Source organism: Streptomyces sp. SID3343, assembly GCF_009865215.1.
Classification (GTDB): Bacteria; Actinomycetota; Actinomycetes; order Streptomycetales; family Streptomycetaceae; genus Embleya.
Genome location: NZ_WWJX01000102.1, coordinates 1 through 13,251, shown reverse-complemented (window position 1 = coordinate 13,251; position 13,251 = coordinate 1). Strand labels below are relative to the sequence as shown.

General features: G+C 70.7%; 9 protein-coding genes and 1 pseudogene. All 10 read right to left on the bottom strand.

Annotated features, from left to right (window positions below):
• Nucleotides 1–1,416: M4 family metallopeptidase (locus GT354_RS03430; protein WP_161354662.1), on the bottom strand; the 1,416-nt coding region annotated here is incomplete at its 3' end.
• A 291-nt stretch (nucleotides 1,417–1,707) separates the two neighbouring features.
• A complete protein-coding gene (locus tag GT354_RS03425) occupies nucleotides 1,708–2,157 on the bottom strand; it encodes a hypothetical protein (RefSeq protein WP_161354661.1) in 450 nt (149 codons plus the stop codon).
• Between the two features lie 25 nt (nucleotides 2,158–2,182).
• A complete protein-coding gene (locus GT354_RS03420; protein WP_161354660.1) occupies nucleotides 2,183–3,277 on the bottom strand; it encodes a hypothetical protein in 1,095 nt (364 codons plus the stop codon).
• A gap of 46 nt (nucleotides 3,278–3,323) precedes the next feature.
• The gene (locus GT354_RS03415) at nucleotides 3,324–5,336 is read right to left on the bottom strand and encodes a hypothetical protein (protein WP_161354659.1); all 2,013 of its coding nucleotides are present in this window, start codon (nucleotides 5,334–5,336) and stop codon (nucleotides 3,324–3,326) included.
• On the bottom strand, nucleotides 5,333–6,079 hold the full coding sequence (locus tag GT354_RS03410) for a TIR domain-containing protein (protein WP_161354658.1): 747 nt from the start codon (nucleotides 6,077–6,079) through the stop codon (nucleotides 5,333–5,335). The genes GT354_RS03415 and GT354_RS03410 overlap by 4 nt, the downstream gene beginning before the upstream one ends.
• A 21-nt stretch (nucleotides 6,080–6,100) precedes the next feature.
• Nucleotides 6,101–7,381 (bottom strand): helix-turn-helix transcriptional regulator, encoded by a 1,281-nt coding sequence (locus tag GT354_RS03405; protein ID WP_161354657.1) that lies wholly within the window; start codon nucleotides 7,379–7,381, stop codon nucleotides 6,101–6,103.
• 523 nt (nucleotides 7,382–7,904) lie between these two features.
• Entirely contained in the window at nucleotides 7,905–8,882 is a 978-nt protein-coding gene (gene egtD, locus GT354_RS53415; RefSeq protein WP_237534336.1) for an L-histidine N(alpha)-methyltransferase, read from the bottom strand.
• Between the two features lie 78 nt (nucleotides 8,883–8,960).
• Nucleotides 8,961–9,692, bottom strand: a pseudogene (gene egtC / locus GT354_RS53410) (ergothioneine biosynthesis protein EgtC); the annotation flags it as partial.
• Nucleotides 9,692–11,074 carry an ergothioneine biosynthesis protein EgtB gene (gene egtB / locus GT354_RS03395; protein ID WP_161354655.1) on the bottom strand — a complete coding sequence of 461 codons (1,383 nt, stop codon included), beginning with the start codon at nucleotides 11,072–11,074 and terminating at the stop codon, nucleotides 9,692–9,694. The gene egtB and the pseudogene egtC, both read right to left, overlap by 1 nt.
• A gap of 86 nt (nucleotides 11,075–11,160) precedes the next feature.
• Nucleotides 11,161–12,402, bottom strand: a complete 1,242-nt coding sequence (gene egtA, locus GT354_RS03390; RefSeq protein ID WP_161354654.1) for an ergothioneine biosynthesis glutamate--cysteine ligase EgtA — start codon at nucleotides 12,400–12,402, stop codon at nucleotides 11,161–11,163.
• Nucleotides 12,403–13,251: the final 849 nt, after the last annotated feature.

The following is a 13,251-nucleotide window of genomic DNA, read 5'->3' as shown; positions in this document are numbered from 1 at the left end:
GTACGTCATGCCGCTCGTCTTGAGCAGCATGCCGCCGTAGAAGACCTTGCCGGCCTGCTGGATGCCGACGCCGGTGAGCGTGGTGTTGTTGCAGGTGGGGCTGGTGGGCTTGCCGCCACCGGGGTTGGTGCCCTCGGCGAGCAGGTAGAACCAGTGGTTCATCGGCCCCGCCGCCGCGTGTTCCTCGGTGCTGGGGATCGACGAGCTGTAGCAGCTCGGGTCGCCGTTCGTCGACGGGTTGTACATGTAGCGGATCGGCCCCTGGCCGACCAGGTTGACGGTCTCGCCGACGGTGTAGTCCGGAGTGTCGTACGGGGAGGGCTCGTTGGTGTACGCCTCGGTCAGCGCGCCCATGATGTCGCCGGTGGACTCGCCCAGACCCGGCTCGGTGCCGGCGCCGCCGGGGGTGTACTGGTCGATGCCGTGGCCGAATTCGTGGCCCACGACGTCCATCGAACCGATCCACTGGTTCGACTGGTTGTGCCCGATCGAGATGGACGAGCCGTCCCAGTAGGCGTTGACGTCGTTGAGGCCGACCTTGACCGGCCAGCTCCCGCCGTTGCCGTTGTGCCCGTTGCGACCGAGCCAGTCGCGGAGCATGTTCCATTCCTTCTGCGCCGCCCACATGACGTCGACGCAGCCGGTTTCCTTACTGCTGGCCTGGCCGTTGCCCCACGAGTCGGAAGACTTGGAGAACACCGTGCCCGAGGAGTAGTCGGCGCAGCTCAGGCCGGGGCGGCCCGGGTCGCGCAGCGAGTACGTGCCACCCGAGTTCTGGGTGTCGATGCTGATCGGATTCGGGCCGTTCCACTGGCTGTTGCCGGTGCCTGCCTTGACGTCGTCGACCGTGTCGAGCACCGTGCCCGTGCTCGCGTCGACGAAGACGTGCAACCTGCTGGGCGCGGTCGCGGTGCGACCGGCGACCACCGTCTCCCACGCGAGGTTGCTCCGGCCCTCCCTGACCCGCACCACGAGGCGGTGCGACTCGACCTTGTCCACGGACGCGAGCCGCGCCCGCGAAGTGGCCTCGGCTGCAGCCGCGTTCACGGTGGGCTGGGTGGACACGGATATGCGCGCGTCGGTCGCGGACTGGGTCGCGCGCACGCGCCCCTGACCATCGGCCAACACGACGGCGTCGCCACCGACGACCGGCAGCCCGCGGTACGAACGCTCGTACGCGACGGAGTACAGGTCGTTGACCCACGGAGTCACCGCTTGGCGCTGGTAGGTCTCTTCGGGCCCTTTGGCCAAAACGTCCAAGCCACTGGCGGCGGCCCGGTCGGCGGCGGAGACCGCCAGTGCCTGCGAACTTGGGGGAGGGGACGGATCGGCCGAAGCCGACTGGGCGGCCGTGGAGACCACCAACCCGGCGAGCACGGCCAGAACCGTCCCGGCCGTCGTCGTTCTGCGATTCATCGAGGCTCCTTTGGTGGAAGGTAGACCTCGACCACGAATCCGACTTCGTCGCGCCCGCATGGTGAGCGAACCGCCGACGAACGTGGCCGCCGAGTCCGTGCCCGAGCGACGAAACGCTCACACTGTGTCAACCCCCACGTCAATACACAAACCTCCCACCGGCAAAATCTGTCAAACCACGCCGTGTTCCCCCGACTTGGGCAACCTTGATCGATACGCAGCGGAACGGACGGGTCGCCGGTGACTTCGGCAAGCTGCCGGTTCAGGTTGTTCGTCGGGCGCGCAAGGCGCTCAAGCCGGGGTCGTCGGCGCGACCGTCGTGGTGTTCGTCCCGACCGTCCCGGTGACCGTGCCGGCTTGGATGACGGGACCGTGGAGCGTTCCACCGCTCACCGTGTTGTGTACCGAGGTCGGCGCGGGCATCCCAGTCCGCAACCCCTCCGTGTCGGCGAGCAATGCCCGCAGTTCTGCCGCGGCTGCCGGATCCGCTCGCAGCAACTGCCGCAGTCGGAGCTCCCATTCGGTCCGGAGCTCCATCGCCGGCGCGGTGTCGCCGGTGCGTTCGGCGGCGACGAGTTCTGCTCTGGTCGCCTCCAACTCGGCTGTCACCACGCGTTCGTCACCGCCGCGAGACACCAGCCTGCCGACCCGTGCCCGCACCTGCTGCCAGGCGTCCGACACCATCAATCCCATCAGGGTGATCGCTCCCGATGCGGCGAGAGCGGCGATTTCCGATTCCATCGGACCTCCATCGGCGATGCGCGAGTCAGTTCTCGAAACCCGGGTCGGGCTCCTCCGGGTCGACCTCGCCCGGTGTCCGGAAGCGCTGCTCCAGATCGTCCGCGACCTCGGTGTTGCCGTGGGCGGAGACCAACTTGGCCACTTGGAGCGCGAACAGGTCCCGTCGCGGGTCGCCCTCCTTGAAGTCGGCCGCCCGGAGAAATGCCTCGAATCGGTCCCCGGCCGTGGGCTCGTGAAACGGTTCGCCGGTCGGTGATCCATAGCTCGCGGTGTACTCGTCCACGTGAGCGTTCCCGGGGTGAACCGCCTGCTCGGACTCCGGTTCGGGCTCCGGGTAGGGGACGAGGTGCCGAAACCGGTCGGGCACGTCCTCGTTGTTCGCGGCCGAGGACAACTGCGCCAGCAGTCCGAGGTCGCCGACGGTGCGTTCGACGTGATCGTCGTTCTTGACCAGCCACCAGATTACGGCGCTGCCGGGGTCCTTGAGGACGTCGTCACCGAGGTAGGCGCGTCTGCTCTGTTCCCACTTGCGCTCGTGTTCCCAGACCTGCTCGTCCTTGCGCACGGAGGCGAGCTTGTCCAGGCGCGCCTGATCGTGCTCGGTCAGTGTGAGGGTGACTTCCTCGGCCATCGCGAGAACCAGCCCGGAGGCGTCGGGTTCCATGATGCCGAGCGCGCCGTCGAGTTCGCGCTGGACGAGCGAACTCCGGCGCGCGTCCCGCAGTTCGGTGATCTGCCGAGCGCGTTGGAGCACCGCCTGCACCGCGAGGCCACCCGGGTTGACGACCGGTACGCCCGTCGCTCCGTCCACCGGGCACCAGCGCACCGTCGCGGTGAACCGAAAGTCGTAGTCCTCGATCGTGCTCGGGAGCGCCACCTCGCTCACCCGCATCGATCGACGCTCCACCGGCTCGACCGGAAGGTAGGGCTCCAACCCGGGCGGGACGCCCCGCCGGCGGCGCCCGGCCCGCGCGAGCAGCGCAACCGCGACGAGTGCGGGTACCGCCGCCAGGATCGGCAGGCCCCACAGCGGCCAACCGAACCACACATCGACGATGGCGAGAAGCAGTCCACAGATGACGGCGAGAAACACCGTCACCGTCTTGCGGTCGGAACTCATCGGTCGTCCCCTCTCTTCGCAGATGCGCGTTGCGCCGAAACCGCGGTCACGGTGAGGCGTGGGCAAGCGAGACGCCCTGAGCGGCGCTGATCTTGTACAACAGGCGGGTGCCGAGATCGACCCGGTCGCGCGGCCGGTTTGGCAGGCGCGGTACGTGATCCCGAGCGAGCGCGAACAATCGGCTCAAAACGTCGGGACGTCCTCGGGCGCCCTCGATCAGCACATCCAAAAGCAGATCGCCATAGGTCTCGTCGGCATCGGCCGCCTGCAGCCAGCGGACCGTGTGATCGCCCCAGTACGAGTCCGGGCGCAGGCGAAAGAGGGTGCTCCAACCGCTCACCAGGTGGCGGCGCTGCTCCGTCTCGGCGACGAACGCCCTTGTCTGCCCACGGGGATGGGTCACGTCTTCCGGAGCGGTCAACTGGAGGAAGAGGTCGAGATCGGCCGGCCACTGGGCTTCGGTCGGGCGGCCTTCGGGACTGTGGGAGCCGGGGAGATCGAAGCGCTTGGCCAGACGGCCCAGCATCAGGCGGTGAAGCCGGCGTTCGGATCGCGCGATCCGCGTCAGCGCGTCGCGTGCGTCAGTGCCGCGGCGTTGCCGACGGGCGAGGTGGTGCAGACGCACAACGGCCTCGTCCGGATGCCGTATGGCCATCTCCTCTGCGCACACCCCCACGAGGACCCGGGTCAGTCCGTCGGAAAGCCCGGATTCGCGCGCTCGAAGGTAGATGATTCGACGAAACTCCCGCCCGTGACGTTCGTCTTCGAGCCCATGCCTGAGCAACTGCGCGGCGGCCTTGGCGGCCGGCACGTCCCGCGCGCGTTCGGTCCACTTCTCGACGAGCGGGAGTAGATCGATGTGGTGCCCGGTACGCAGCGACTCCTCGGCGAATCGCGCCACGAAAGCCTCGCGGGTGGGCTCGGGCAGTTGCTCAGTCGTGACCGTGTCGCGAACCCATGCGCACAGGTGACCGCGAATCTCCGGCAGGTGGTTCCAGAAGTGCGCGCGAATCGCCGCGTCGTAGTCGAGTTCAGTGAACCGAACTCGACCGTGGGCGTCGGCCCTGGCATCGATCTCGTGAAATCGTTGGACCAGGTCGAATCGCTCGAGAAGCGGGCGTTCGTCCTCGGGGTGCCGGACGTGGCGCAGGAGGAGTTCGGTGACCCGCTCCACGTCGTGTGCGTGCGCCTCGTGAAGCATGGCCGTCGTCAACAAAAGGGCACGTTGTGGGCCGGTACGGTGCTTGGCGACGAGCTTCGCGATGTCCTCTTGTCGATCGCCCAGCGCGGCCAGAGCGCTTGAGCACCACTGGGCGAAGCCGATGCCGTCGGCTGCCGCGTCGCGGGCACGCCGCACGAGGCGGGCGAATGCAGCGACGTCCCGCATCGGCCGGTCTTGGCACAGCCCGGAAAGTTCGGGGGCCGACAGCGCGCTTTTGGGCGCGTCGATGCCGTCCATTCGAAAGTGCCGCCACAACACCTCGGCGCCGACGGGTCGTTCGATCCTGACCAGGAAGCGATCCAAGTCGTGGTCGAGGTGCCCGCCGTGACGATCCGGCAGCACGATCACCACATGTGCATCGTGCGCTCGAAGCGCCACGTGAAACGCGGACAGCTCCTCCTGAATGTCCGCCCAAAGCCGGTCCTCGTCAGCCGGGAGGGTCAGGAGCAACCGGTCGCCGTCACCGATCTGCCCGGCGTCGAGCCGAGTCCCGCCCTCGTCACCGGGCAGCAATTCGTGGAACGAGTCACCACCGCCCGCTTCGTGCAGCAGGATTCGCGCGGCGGCGCTGCGACCACTTCCGTTCTCGCCGTCCAGCAACACGCAGTGCGAGTCCGCCAGGATCTCCCGGGCCACGCCGAAGCCCGCCGGGTGGACGAACCGCGCGCGCAGCCAGTCCAGTCGGTCTGCCGCGACCTTTCGGGGGCTCTTTCCACGCGCGTCCGCCAGCAGCGATGCCGGATCGATGCCGAGCGAGAAGTTGTACATGTCGCCGCTGCCCGCGTGCAGGGGACCATGCGGATCGGTGACCCGAGTGGTGCTCTGCCAGTCGCTCACCGGTTCTCGTCCGCACGCTTGTGGGGGCGCCCGAAGCGATGCGCCACCCCGCCGTGGTTGTCGCCCGCGATATGCGTGGCGCCATCACCCGAGGAGTGCTGCGAGTAGTCGTTGTTGACGTCACCTTGGCCCGTGTGGACCGGTCCACGGGCGTCCTTGATCACTACTCCCGCGTCCCCGGTGTCCCGGGCCTGGACGAGAGGTCCGTGAACGTTGCCGCTCACGTTGTTGGACACCCGCGCGCCCTCGGACGGGTCGGACGCGGCCGTGGAGTCCCGGTCGAAGACCCTGAGCGCGGGGACCAACTCCGCGACCAGATCGCCCAGCCTCCCGAGTCCGGCCCTCGCGTCGTGTTGCAGGTCCAGCCGAACGGACTGGACGTCGGCCAACCGTTGCAACTCCACCGGCAGGTCCGCGCGGCGCAACCGTTCGGTGCGGCGTCCGTCCAGCACGGGAACCACCGACACACCACAGTCGAAGGCCTCGAGGATCTCCTTGCGAACCCAGTCGCCGTCGATCCGCAGCGCGGGGGAGTCGATCCAAGCCGGGCCCAGCACGGCGAGTACCAGGCTGCTGGACCGTACGTTACGGATCAACTCCTGCGGATAGCGCTCGCCCGCCCTGATCGACTTCGACGCGTAGAAGATTCGGTCCTTGCCGAACCTGCGGGACAGCTCCAGGTCGATCACGACGGCTGCCTTCTCGCCGTCTCCCGTGCGGTAGTTGATGAAGACCTCGGACATGACGGGCTCCTCTTCGGTGCATCAGGACGTCGCGAAGCGCGGATGTGTGCTCAGCTCCGGGAGGAGCGCGCGGGCCGACGCATTGCGCGGGTGTCGTGCCAGGGTGTGCGCCATCCGGCGGATATCGGAGGCGACGGTCGCCGAGTTCACGGCCTCGGCGGTGTCGAGCAATCGATCGGTCAACTCACACGCGTGGTCGACCTCGCCGGCCGCGGCGTGCGCGAGGGCATGCCGCATGCCGAAACGCGCACGGGTACGCAGTGCGTGCGCCGGCACCTGTTCGAGTTGCCGACCGATGATCTCGGCGGCCGCGCGTGGACGACCCAGGTCGTACAGGCACCAGCCGTGGACCATGGCGACCGGGTCGGACAGGTGCGTGGTGCCGACGGGGTGCGCGGACGCGCCCGCCTCGGCGTCACGCGCGAACGAGACACGCGCGCGATCCAGGCACCGCATGGTGGCGTCGTAGTCGCCCGCGACCGCGTGCCCTTGGGCCTCCCGCTGCGCGGCCAACCCCCGGATGCGGGGCGGTAGCGCGGCTTCCTGCGCCTGCCCGGCCAACGCGACCGTCTGGGCGGCATCCCCGCGATACAACGTCACCAACGCGCGCCGGACCCGGGCGTACGCGGCGAGATGCGGATCCCCGCCCGCGGCGGCGAGTTCGACGGCGCGTTCGGTCCAGCGCAGAGCGGCCGCATCGTCGCCGCTCTCCTGAACGAGCCAACCGACGTATTCCGCGTAGCGCGAACCGAGCCGCAACAATTCGTCGCGCCTGCCCGGGCCGCTGTGCCCGGCCAGTTCTCGCACAGCGCGGGTTTGGGCGATCAACGCCGGCAGGACCAGCTGCGAGTCGAGCGTCTGCCCGAGTACGCGGTACTGCTCGAACATCGATCGAAACACGCCGGGTACGTCTCCCGCGTCCGCGTGAGCCGCCCCCGCCGCCGAGCCGGCGACGCCCAGGCCCACCACGACCGCCGCCGCGCCGCCCGCGAGCATTCGCCGCCGCCCGAGAGCGGGGCGGCCGTCCTCGTCGAGCGCCGACCAGTCGCCCGACGCGACCTTCTCCGTGCCCACCTCCCGAGAACGCGGCTCGGGTACGAGGGACGCGAGAGCGCCCCCGGCTCCCAAGGTTGCATCGCACATCGCCGCGAACTCCCGTCCGGGCGATTTGAATCCGCGCTCGATCTTGCTCAGCTGTCCTTTGCTGTAGTGCACCATGCCGGCGAGGCCGGCCAAGGTGATCCCGGCGTCGAGGCGCCGCCTCCTGAGCTCTCGTCCGAATGGAGCCGACGAATTCACCACGCGTACCTCCGTCACCACCCGTTTGGGCAGTCGCGAGACATCACGTGTCAGCGTGCGCCGCGCGCCGACGGGTCGACAAGCCGATCGTCGGTGTTTCCGGTTTCCACTTCGGAATCCACCCAAAGGGATCCGGTCACCCCGGTCTCGCGCCGGCGTGACGCGACGTGAACGGCCCCCGGAACATGGCGCGTTCCAGAGGCCCACGAACCGGTCCGCCGCTCGGGCGCCTCCTCGCCGGCGGCACGACCGCGAAGCAGGCCCGCGACGTGCCGGCCGCCGGTTGGACGTGTACCGTCACGCGGTGCGTGACCGCGTCGAGCAGGTCAGGTGCCTGGCGGGTCGCCGTCTGGAGGGTGGCGACGACCGGTTCGGCCTGTGGTCGGCCACGTGCATCGGCCGCGAACGGGCGGGCTGACGGGACGGGCCGCGGTGCAGGCGGTGGGGCTGTCGGCGGGGGGCGGGTCGGTCGAGGAGTGAGGTGTCGGCCGGGCCGAGGGGACGACGGCCCCGACCCGGCCGTGATTCATCGGCTGGGCACCGCCAGCAGCAACGCGAACCGCGCCAACCGGTCCGTCCACCAGTGCCGCACCGTGAAGCCCGCGTCGTCCAGCTCCGCCGTCAACGCCTCCCGACGGAACTTGACCGAGATCTCGGTGCGCAGATCCTCCCCCTTCGCGAAGTCCACCGACAGGTCGAGGGCGCGGACCTTGACGCTCTGGGTGACACGCGAGCGCAGATGCATTTCGATGCGTTCCTCGGCGGCGTTCCACACCGCGCGGTGGTCGAACGCGTCCGGGTCGAAGTCGGCGGCCAACTCCCGGTTCAACACGTGCAGTACGTTCTTGTCGAAAGCGGCCGTGACGCCCTGACTGTCGTCGTACGCCGCCACCAGCACGTCGGGATCCTTGACCAGGTCGACCCCGAGCAGGAGGGTGTCGTCGGCGCTCAGCGCACGCCGCACGGTGCCGTAGAACGCGGCGCGTTGACCGCCGTCGAGGTTGCCGAGCGTGCTGCCGAGGAAACCGAGCAGCCGCGGCCCGGGCTCGTCGGCGAGCGCGAGGTCGTGCTCGAAGTCGGTGACCTTGGCCGCGACCCGCAGCGTGGGGTAGTCGCGGCACAGCGCCTCCCCGGCTTGGACCAACGCGGAATCGCTGACATCGAGGGGCACGTATCGCACGAGCGTGCCCGCCTGGGTCAACGCGTCCAGCAGCAGCCGCGTCTTGCGCGACGAGCCGGAGCCGAGCTCGATCAAGGTGGCGGCTCGGGTCTTGGCGGCGATCTCGGGAGCGTGTCGGGTGAGGATCTCCTGCTCGGCCCGCGTCGGGTAGTACTCGGGCAGGTGGGTGATCTCCTCGAACAGCTCGCTGCCACGGGCGTCGTAGAACCACTTGGGCGGCAGCGACTTGGCCGGCGCGGTGAGTCCGTCGAGTACGTCGGCTCGCAAGGTGGTGGTGAAGTAGTCGGCGGGCAACCGGTGGTCGAGGGTGAAGCGGCTGGTCATGGAGTGCCGTTCCGGTCGGTCGGAGGACGCACGCGCGGCGGCGGGGCGTACGGGACGTACGGGGCGGATCGGAGTGATCCGTACGCCGGCGCGTGTGGCCAGGAGCAAGGAGTGGTCGGGTACTTCGCGCCACGCGCCCCAGCCGGCTTCCACGCCGTCGTCGGGCTCGGACGCCACCAGCACCCGACCGGGCGCGACGCGGTACCACAGGGTGTCCCCGTGGCGGGTCGCGAAGATCGTTTCCCCGTCGGTGAGCAGCAGGTTCAGCCGGGCGTCCGGCCGTACCGCCGCGAGCTGTCGTACGACCGCGGCCAGTGCCCCGCCCGCGGGTTCGCGTTGACGCAGCCGAAGGGCGACCATCGCCCACACCAGTGCCGAGTCACAGCGTGACTCCAGGGCGAGCAGGTCGGCGGTGGTCAACCCGGTTCCGGCGGTGGGCAGTCGGGTCCAGTCGGCTATCGCGCCGTTGTGGCTGAACAGCCAACGCCCGTCTCGAAAGGGCGCCGCCGCTGCCTCGTCGCCACTGGTGCCCGCGGTGGCGCTGCGAACAGCGGCCAGGAAGGCGCCGCTGCGCACGGTACGGGCCAGGTCGGGGAGATTGGCATCGGCCCAGATCGCCAACGCGCGCCGATAGCGGGCCGGTTCGGCCTCCTCGTCGGTGTACCACCCGAACCCGAACCCGTCCGCGTTGACCGTCCCGTACCGCTGCCGGCGCGGCGCCCAGGACTGCTCGTACAGCCCGTGCGGCGGATCGAGCAGCACCGCCGCGAGTGTCGTCTCCGGTCCCACGTAGGCGATGTGACGGCACATCAGCGCGACTCCTCGGGTGCCGCGTCGCGGGCGGTTCGGAAGCCGGCGAAGATCTGCCGGCGGATCGGGTGGTCCCAGTTACGGAACGTGCCCCGGCACGCGACCGCGTCCGCGGCGAAGGCGCCGCCGCGCAGTACCCGATATCGCGGACCGAAGAACACCTCGGAGTACTCCCGATAGGGGAAGGCCACGAAGCCCGGATAGGGATCGAACCCGGAGGCGGTCCACTCCCACACGTCGCCGATCAACTGCCGTGCCCCGCACGGAGCGGCGCCGGCCGGATACGCGCCGCCGGGGGCCGGACTCAGGTGGCGCTGCCCGAGGTTGGCGTGCTCGGGGCCGGGGTCCGCGTCCCCCCACGGGTAGCGGTGCGAGCGCCCGTCGGCCGGGTCGTGCCGGGCGGCCTTCTCCCACTCGGCCTCGGTCGGCAGCCGCCGCCCGGCCCACCGCGCGTACGCGTCGGCCTCGTACCAGGACACGTGCACGACCGGCTGGTCGAGCCGTACGGGTTCGGTGCGGCCGAACCGGCGGCGCAGCCACGTGTCGCCGTCGCGCTCCCAGAACAGCGGGGCGGCCAAATCGGCTTCCTGTCGGTGCTTCCAGCCGTCCGGGTGCCACCAACGCGGGTCGGCATAGCCGCCGTCGGCGATGAAGTCCGCGTACGCGGCGTTGTCGACGGGCACGGTGTCCAGCCAAAAGCCCGCGACGTCGACGACGTGCGCGGGTCGTTCGTTGTCCAGCGCCCACGGGTCCGCCGACGTGCCCATGGTGAACGGCCCCGCGGGGACCGGTACTTCCCGCGGAAGTCCACCCGCGTCGTGGGGAGCGGCCGGTGGCGCGGGGGCGTCGAGCACGGCCGGCCCGGTGCGTAGTTGGTGGGTGGCGAGCATGGTTTCGTCGTGCTGCTGCTCGTGCTGGGCGATCATGCCGAAGACGAAGCCGTCCGCGAGCAACGGGTTTTCGCCACCCTCGAAGTCGGCGGCGTCCAGCACGTCCAACGCCCGCTCACGAACGTCGTGTACGTAGCGGCGGGCGGCGTCGGGCGCGAGCAGCGGCAGCGCGGGACGGTCGGCGCGCGGGTGGCGGAACGCGTCGTAGAGCGGATCGAGGTCGGGCCGCAGTGCGGGGCGCCCACCGCCCCGGCGGACCAGCCACAGATCCTCCTGGTTGCCGATGTGCGCCAAGTCCCAGATCAGCGGCGACATCAGCGGGGAGTGCTGGGCGAGCAACTGGTCGTCGTCGAGGCAGTCGGTCAGCGCCAGGGACCGCCGCCGCGCGGTCTCCAGCGCGGCCGCAGCCTTCGCGCGTATGACGGAGTGACGCTCATCCGGCGCCGGCTCGGAAATGGTCTCCCGCGGCTGCACGTGGCGCGTCTCCCGCATCGTCCTCGTCCCTTCCATATCCTTCGTCGTCCTCGTGGTCCCAGTTGTCTCCGTCGTCTCCGTCGTCTCCGACGACCTCCCGGCCGTCATCGGCGGACCTCGTCCAGGAGGTCGTCCGCGGGACATCGACCCCGTTCGGCGTAGCGCCGGCCGAACTCGGCGACGGCGGCGCGCAGCGGTTCGGGCGTGTCGGAGTCGGACAGCGCCGTCTCGGCGGCGGCGAAGCACGCCCGGACCGCCTTGCCGAGCGCGGGGTCGGCGGGCCCGACCCGGGCGGCGGTGGTCCACACCGGCGCGGGAGGTATCGCGACTCCGTCGGGGCACAGCGGTTCGGTCGCCGCCCACGCGGCCTCGGCCGCCGGCCGGTCGTCCAGCAGGGTCGCGGCCACGGCGGCGGCGACGACCCAGTCGTCCCCGCGCTGGGCGTCGATCATCCGCAGCTCCAACCAGCCGCGTGGGCGCACGGGCGGGAAGAGGGTGGTGAGGTGGTAGTCGAGGTCCTCCAGCGTCGGCGGTCGCACGCCGGGCGCACCGCGCACCCAGGACCGGAAGGTCAAACCCTCGGGCGGATCCCAATCCTGCGGAGCGGTACGGCGCACGCACAGGAGAGGGGCGTCGAGGACATAGCGGGCCCAGGCGCCCCGGGGGTCGTCGTCGGCCAGGGGTGGTCGGGTACGGCCGGGGTCCATCCGCTCCCACACCAACTGTCGCGTGGACCGCCAACCGGTGGGCTTGCCGCGCCACAGCGGCGAGTTGGCGAAGGCGGCGACGAGCACGGGGCCGAGCCGGTGGGCCAGTGCCCAGCGCGACCGGTATCCCTGGATGCGGTCGGTGGCATCCCCGGCGTCGAGATTGACCTGGACCGAGGCGGTGCCGCGCATCATCATCCGGCCCCAGGGGCCGTCTCGGTCGAAGTAGGTCTCCATGGCTCGGTAGCGCGGATCGTTCACGATCCGCTGCGGGTCGCCGTACGGTTCGAGGCCGTGCCCGGCGAGGACCAGACCGCTCGCGGCCAGAGCCTGGGCCAGGGCCGCCGTGTCGGCGCCGAGGGCCTGTACACATCCGGCGAGGGTCGCGGCGGGCAGCGAACTGAGCTCCACCTGACCGCCGGGCTCGCGGGTCAACCTGCTGCCGAAGGGAAGCCCGTCGGGCGCCTCCAGCGGGGCGAGGGCCCGGTTCAGCCGCTCCGGCGACACCGGTCGGCGGGCATCGGCCCCGTCGTGCACGATCCATTCCAGCTCCACCCCGGTGCGCTCGGGCGGGCCCGTCTTGAAGCAGACCCCGTGCACATGGGCCTGCGCGTCGTCCTCTCTCAAACCGCCAACCATCGCACGTTCTCCTCGTCGGCCGGAACTCCTCGGGCGGAGTTCACTCCATCCGCTGTACCCGGCCACCGGAACCCGAACACCACCGGACCACCCACGAACCCCAGGCCCCACCTTCCGCGGCGAAGCGAAGATACGGCCACCACCGACGAGGCCCCGGGTGCCGGAAGGCGGTGAGGCGCAGGTCGTAGGCGGTGGGCGGTGGGCGGTGGGGCGCGGCAGGCGCCGGGTGCCGGATCCGGGAGGTGAGTGGCGCCGGGGCGCGGCAACGGCCGGGCCCGAGGTGTGGGAGTCGAGTGGCCCGGGGGTGAGGCTGCCGGTCGGTGGTGGGGTGTGGGGCCGGGCGGTGGGCGGTGGCTGCCGGTCTGCGATGGGGTGTGGAGGTCGGGTGGTAATGGGGTGTGGAGATCGGGTGGCGCCTGCGCGGGGATACGGCAGGCGGTAGGCGCTGGGTGCCGGCGTGTGGGAGTCGAGCGGCTCGGGGGCGCGGCCATCGGTCGGCGACGGGGTGCGGGCGTCGGGAGGCGGTGGGGCGCAGGTCGCCGGCGGTGGCGGTGGGGTGCGGGAGCGGGTGTGTCGGGTGGTAGGTGGTAGCCGGTTGGCGATGGGGAGCCGGGTGGGCCGGCGGTGGGTGGCAGGTCGCGGGTGGCTGGGTGGGGGGATCGAGTGGCAGGTGGCAGGTGGCAGGCGGCAGACGCCGGGTGCCGGATCCGGGAGTTGAGTGGTCCGAGGGTGCGGGCCGGGTGGTGGTGGGGCGGGGGCGCGGGCGCGGTGGGCACTTGGTGACGGGACCGTGCTGCCTCTGGAGCGGCGCGCAAGCCGAGTGGCGCCGGGGCGCGGCAGACACCGGGC

What these genes read in the sequence shown, in the direction of transcription:
- GT354_RS03420 (WP_161354660.1), bottom strand. Translation starts at nt 3,277, where the DNA reads ATGAGTTCCGACCGCAAGACGGTGACGGTGTTTCTCGCCGTCATCTGT.
- egtD (WP_237534336.1), bottom strand. Translation starts at nt 8,882, where the DNA reads ATGACCAGCCGCTTCACCCTCGACCACCGGTTGCCCGCCGACTACTTC.
- GT354_RS03410 (WP_161354658.1), bottom strand. Translation starts at nt 6,079, where the DNA reads ATGTCCGAGGTCTTCATCAACTACCGCACGGGAGACGGCGAGAAGGCA.
- egtA (WP_161354654.1), bottom strand. Translation starts at nt 12,402, where the DNA reads ATGGTTGGCGGTTTGAGAGAGGACGACGCGCAGGCCCATGTGCACGGG.
- GT354_RS03425 (WP_161354661.1), bottom strand. Translation starts at nt 2,157, where the DNA reads ATGGAATCGGAAATCGCCGCTCTCGCCGCATCGGGAGCGATCACCCTG.
- egtB (WP_161354655.1), bottom strand. Translation starts at nt 11,074, where the DNA reads ATGCGGGAGACGCGCCACGTGCAGCCGCGGGAGACCATTTCCGAGCCG.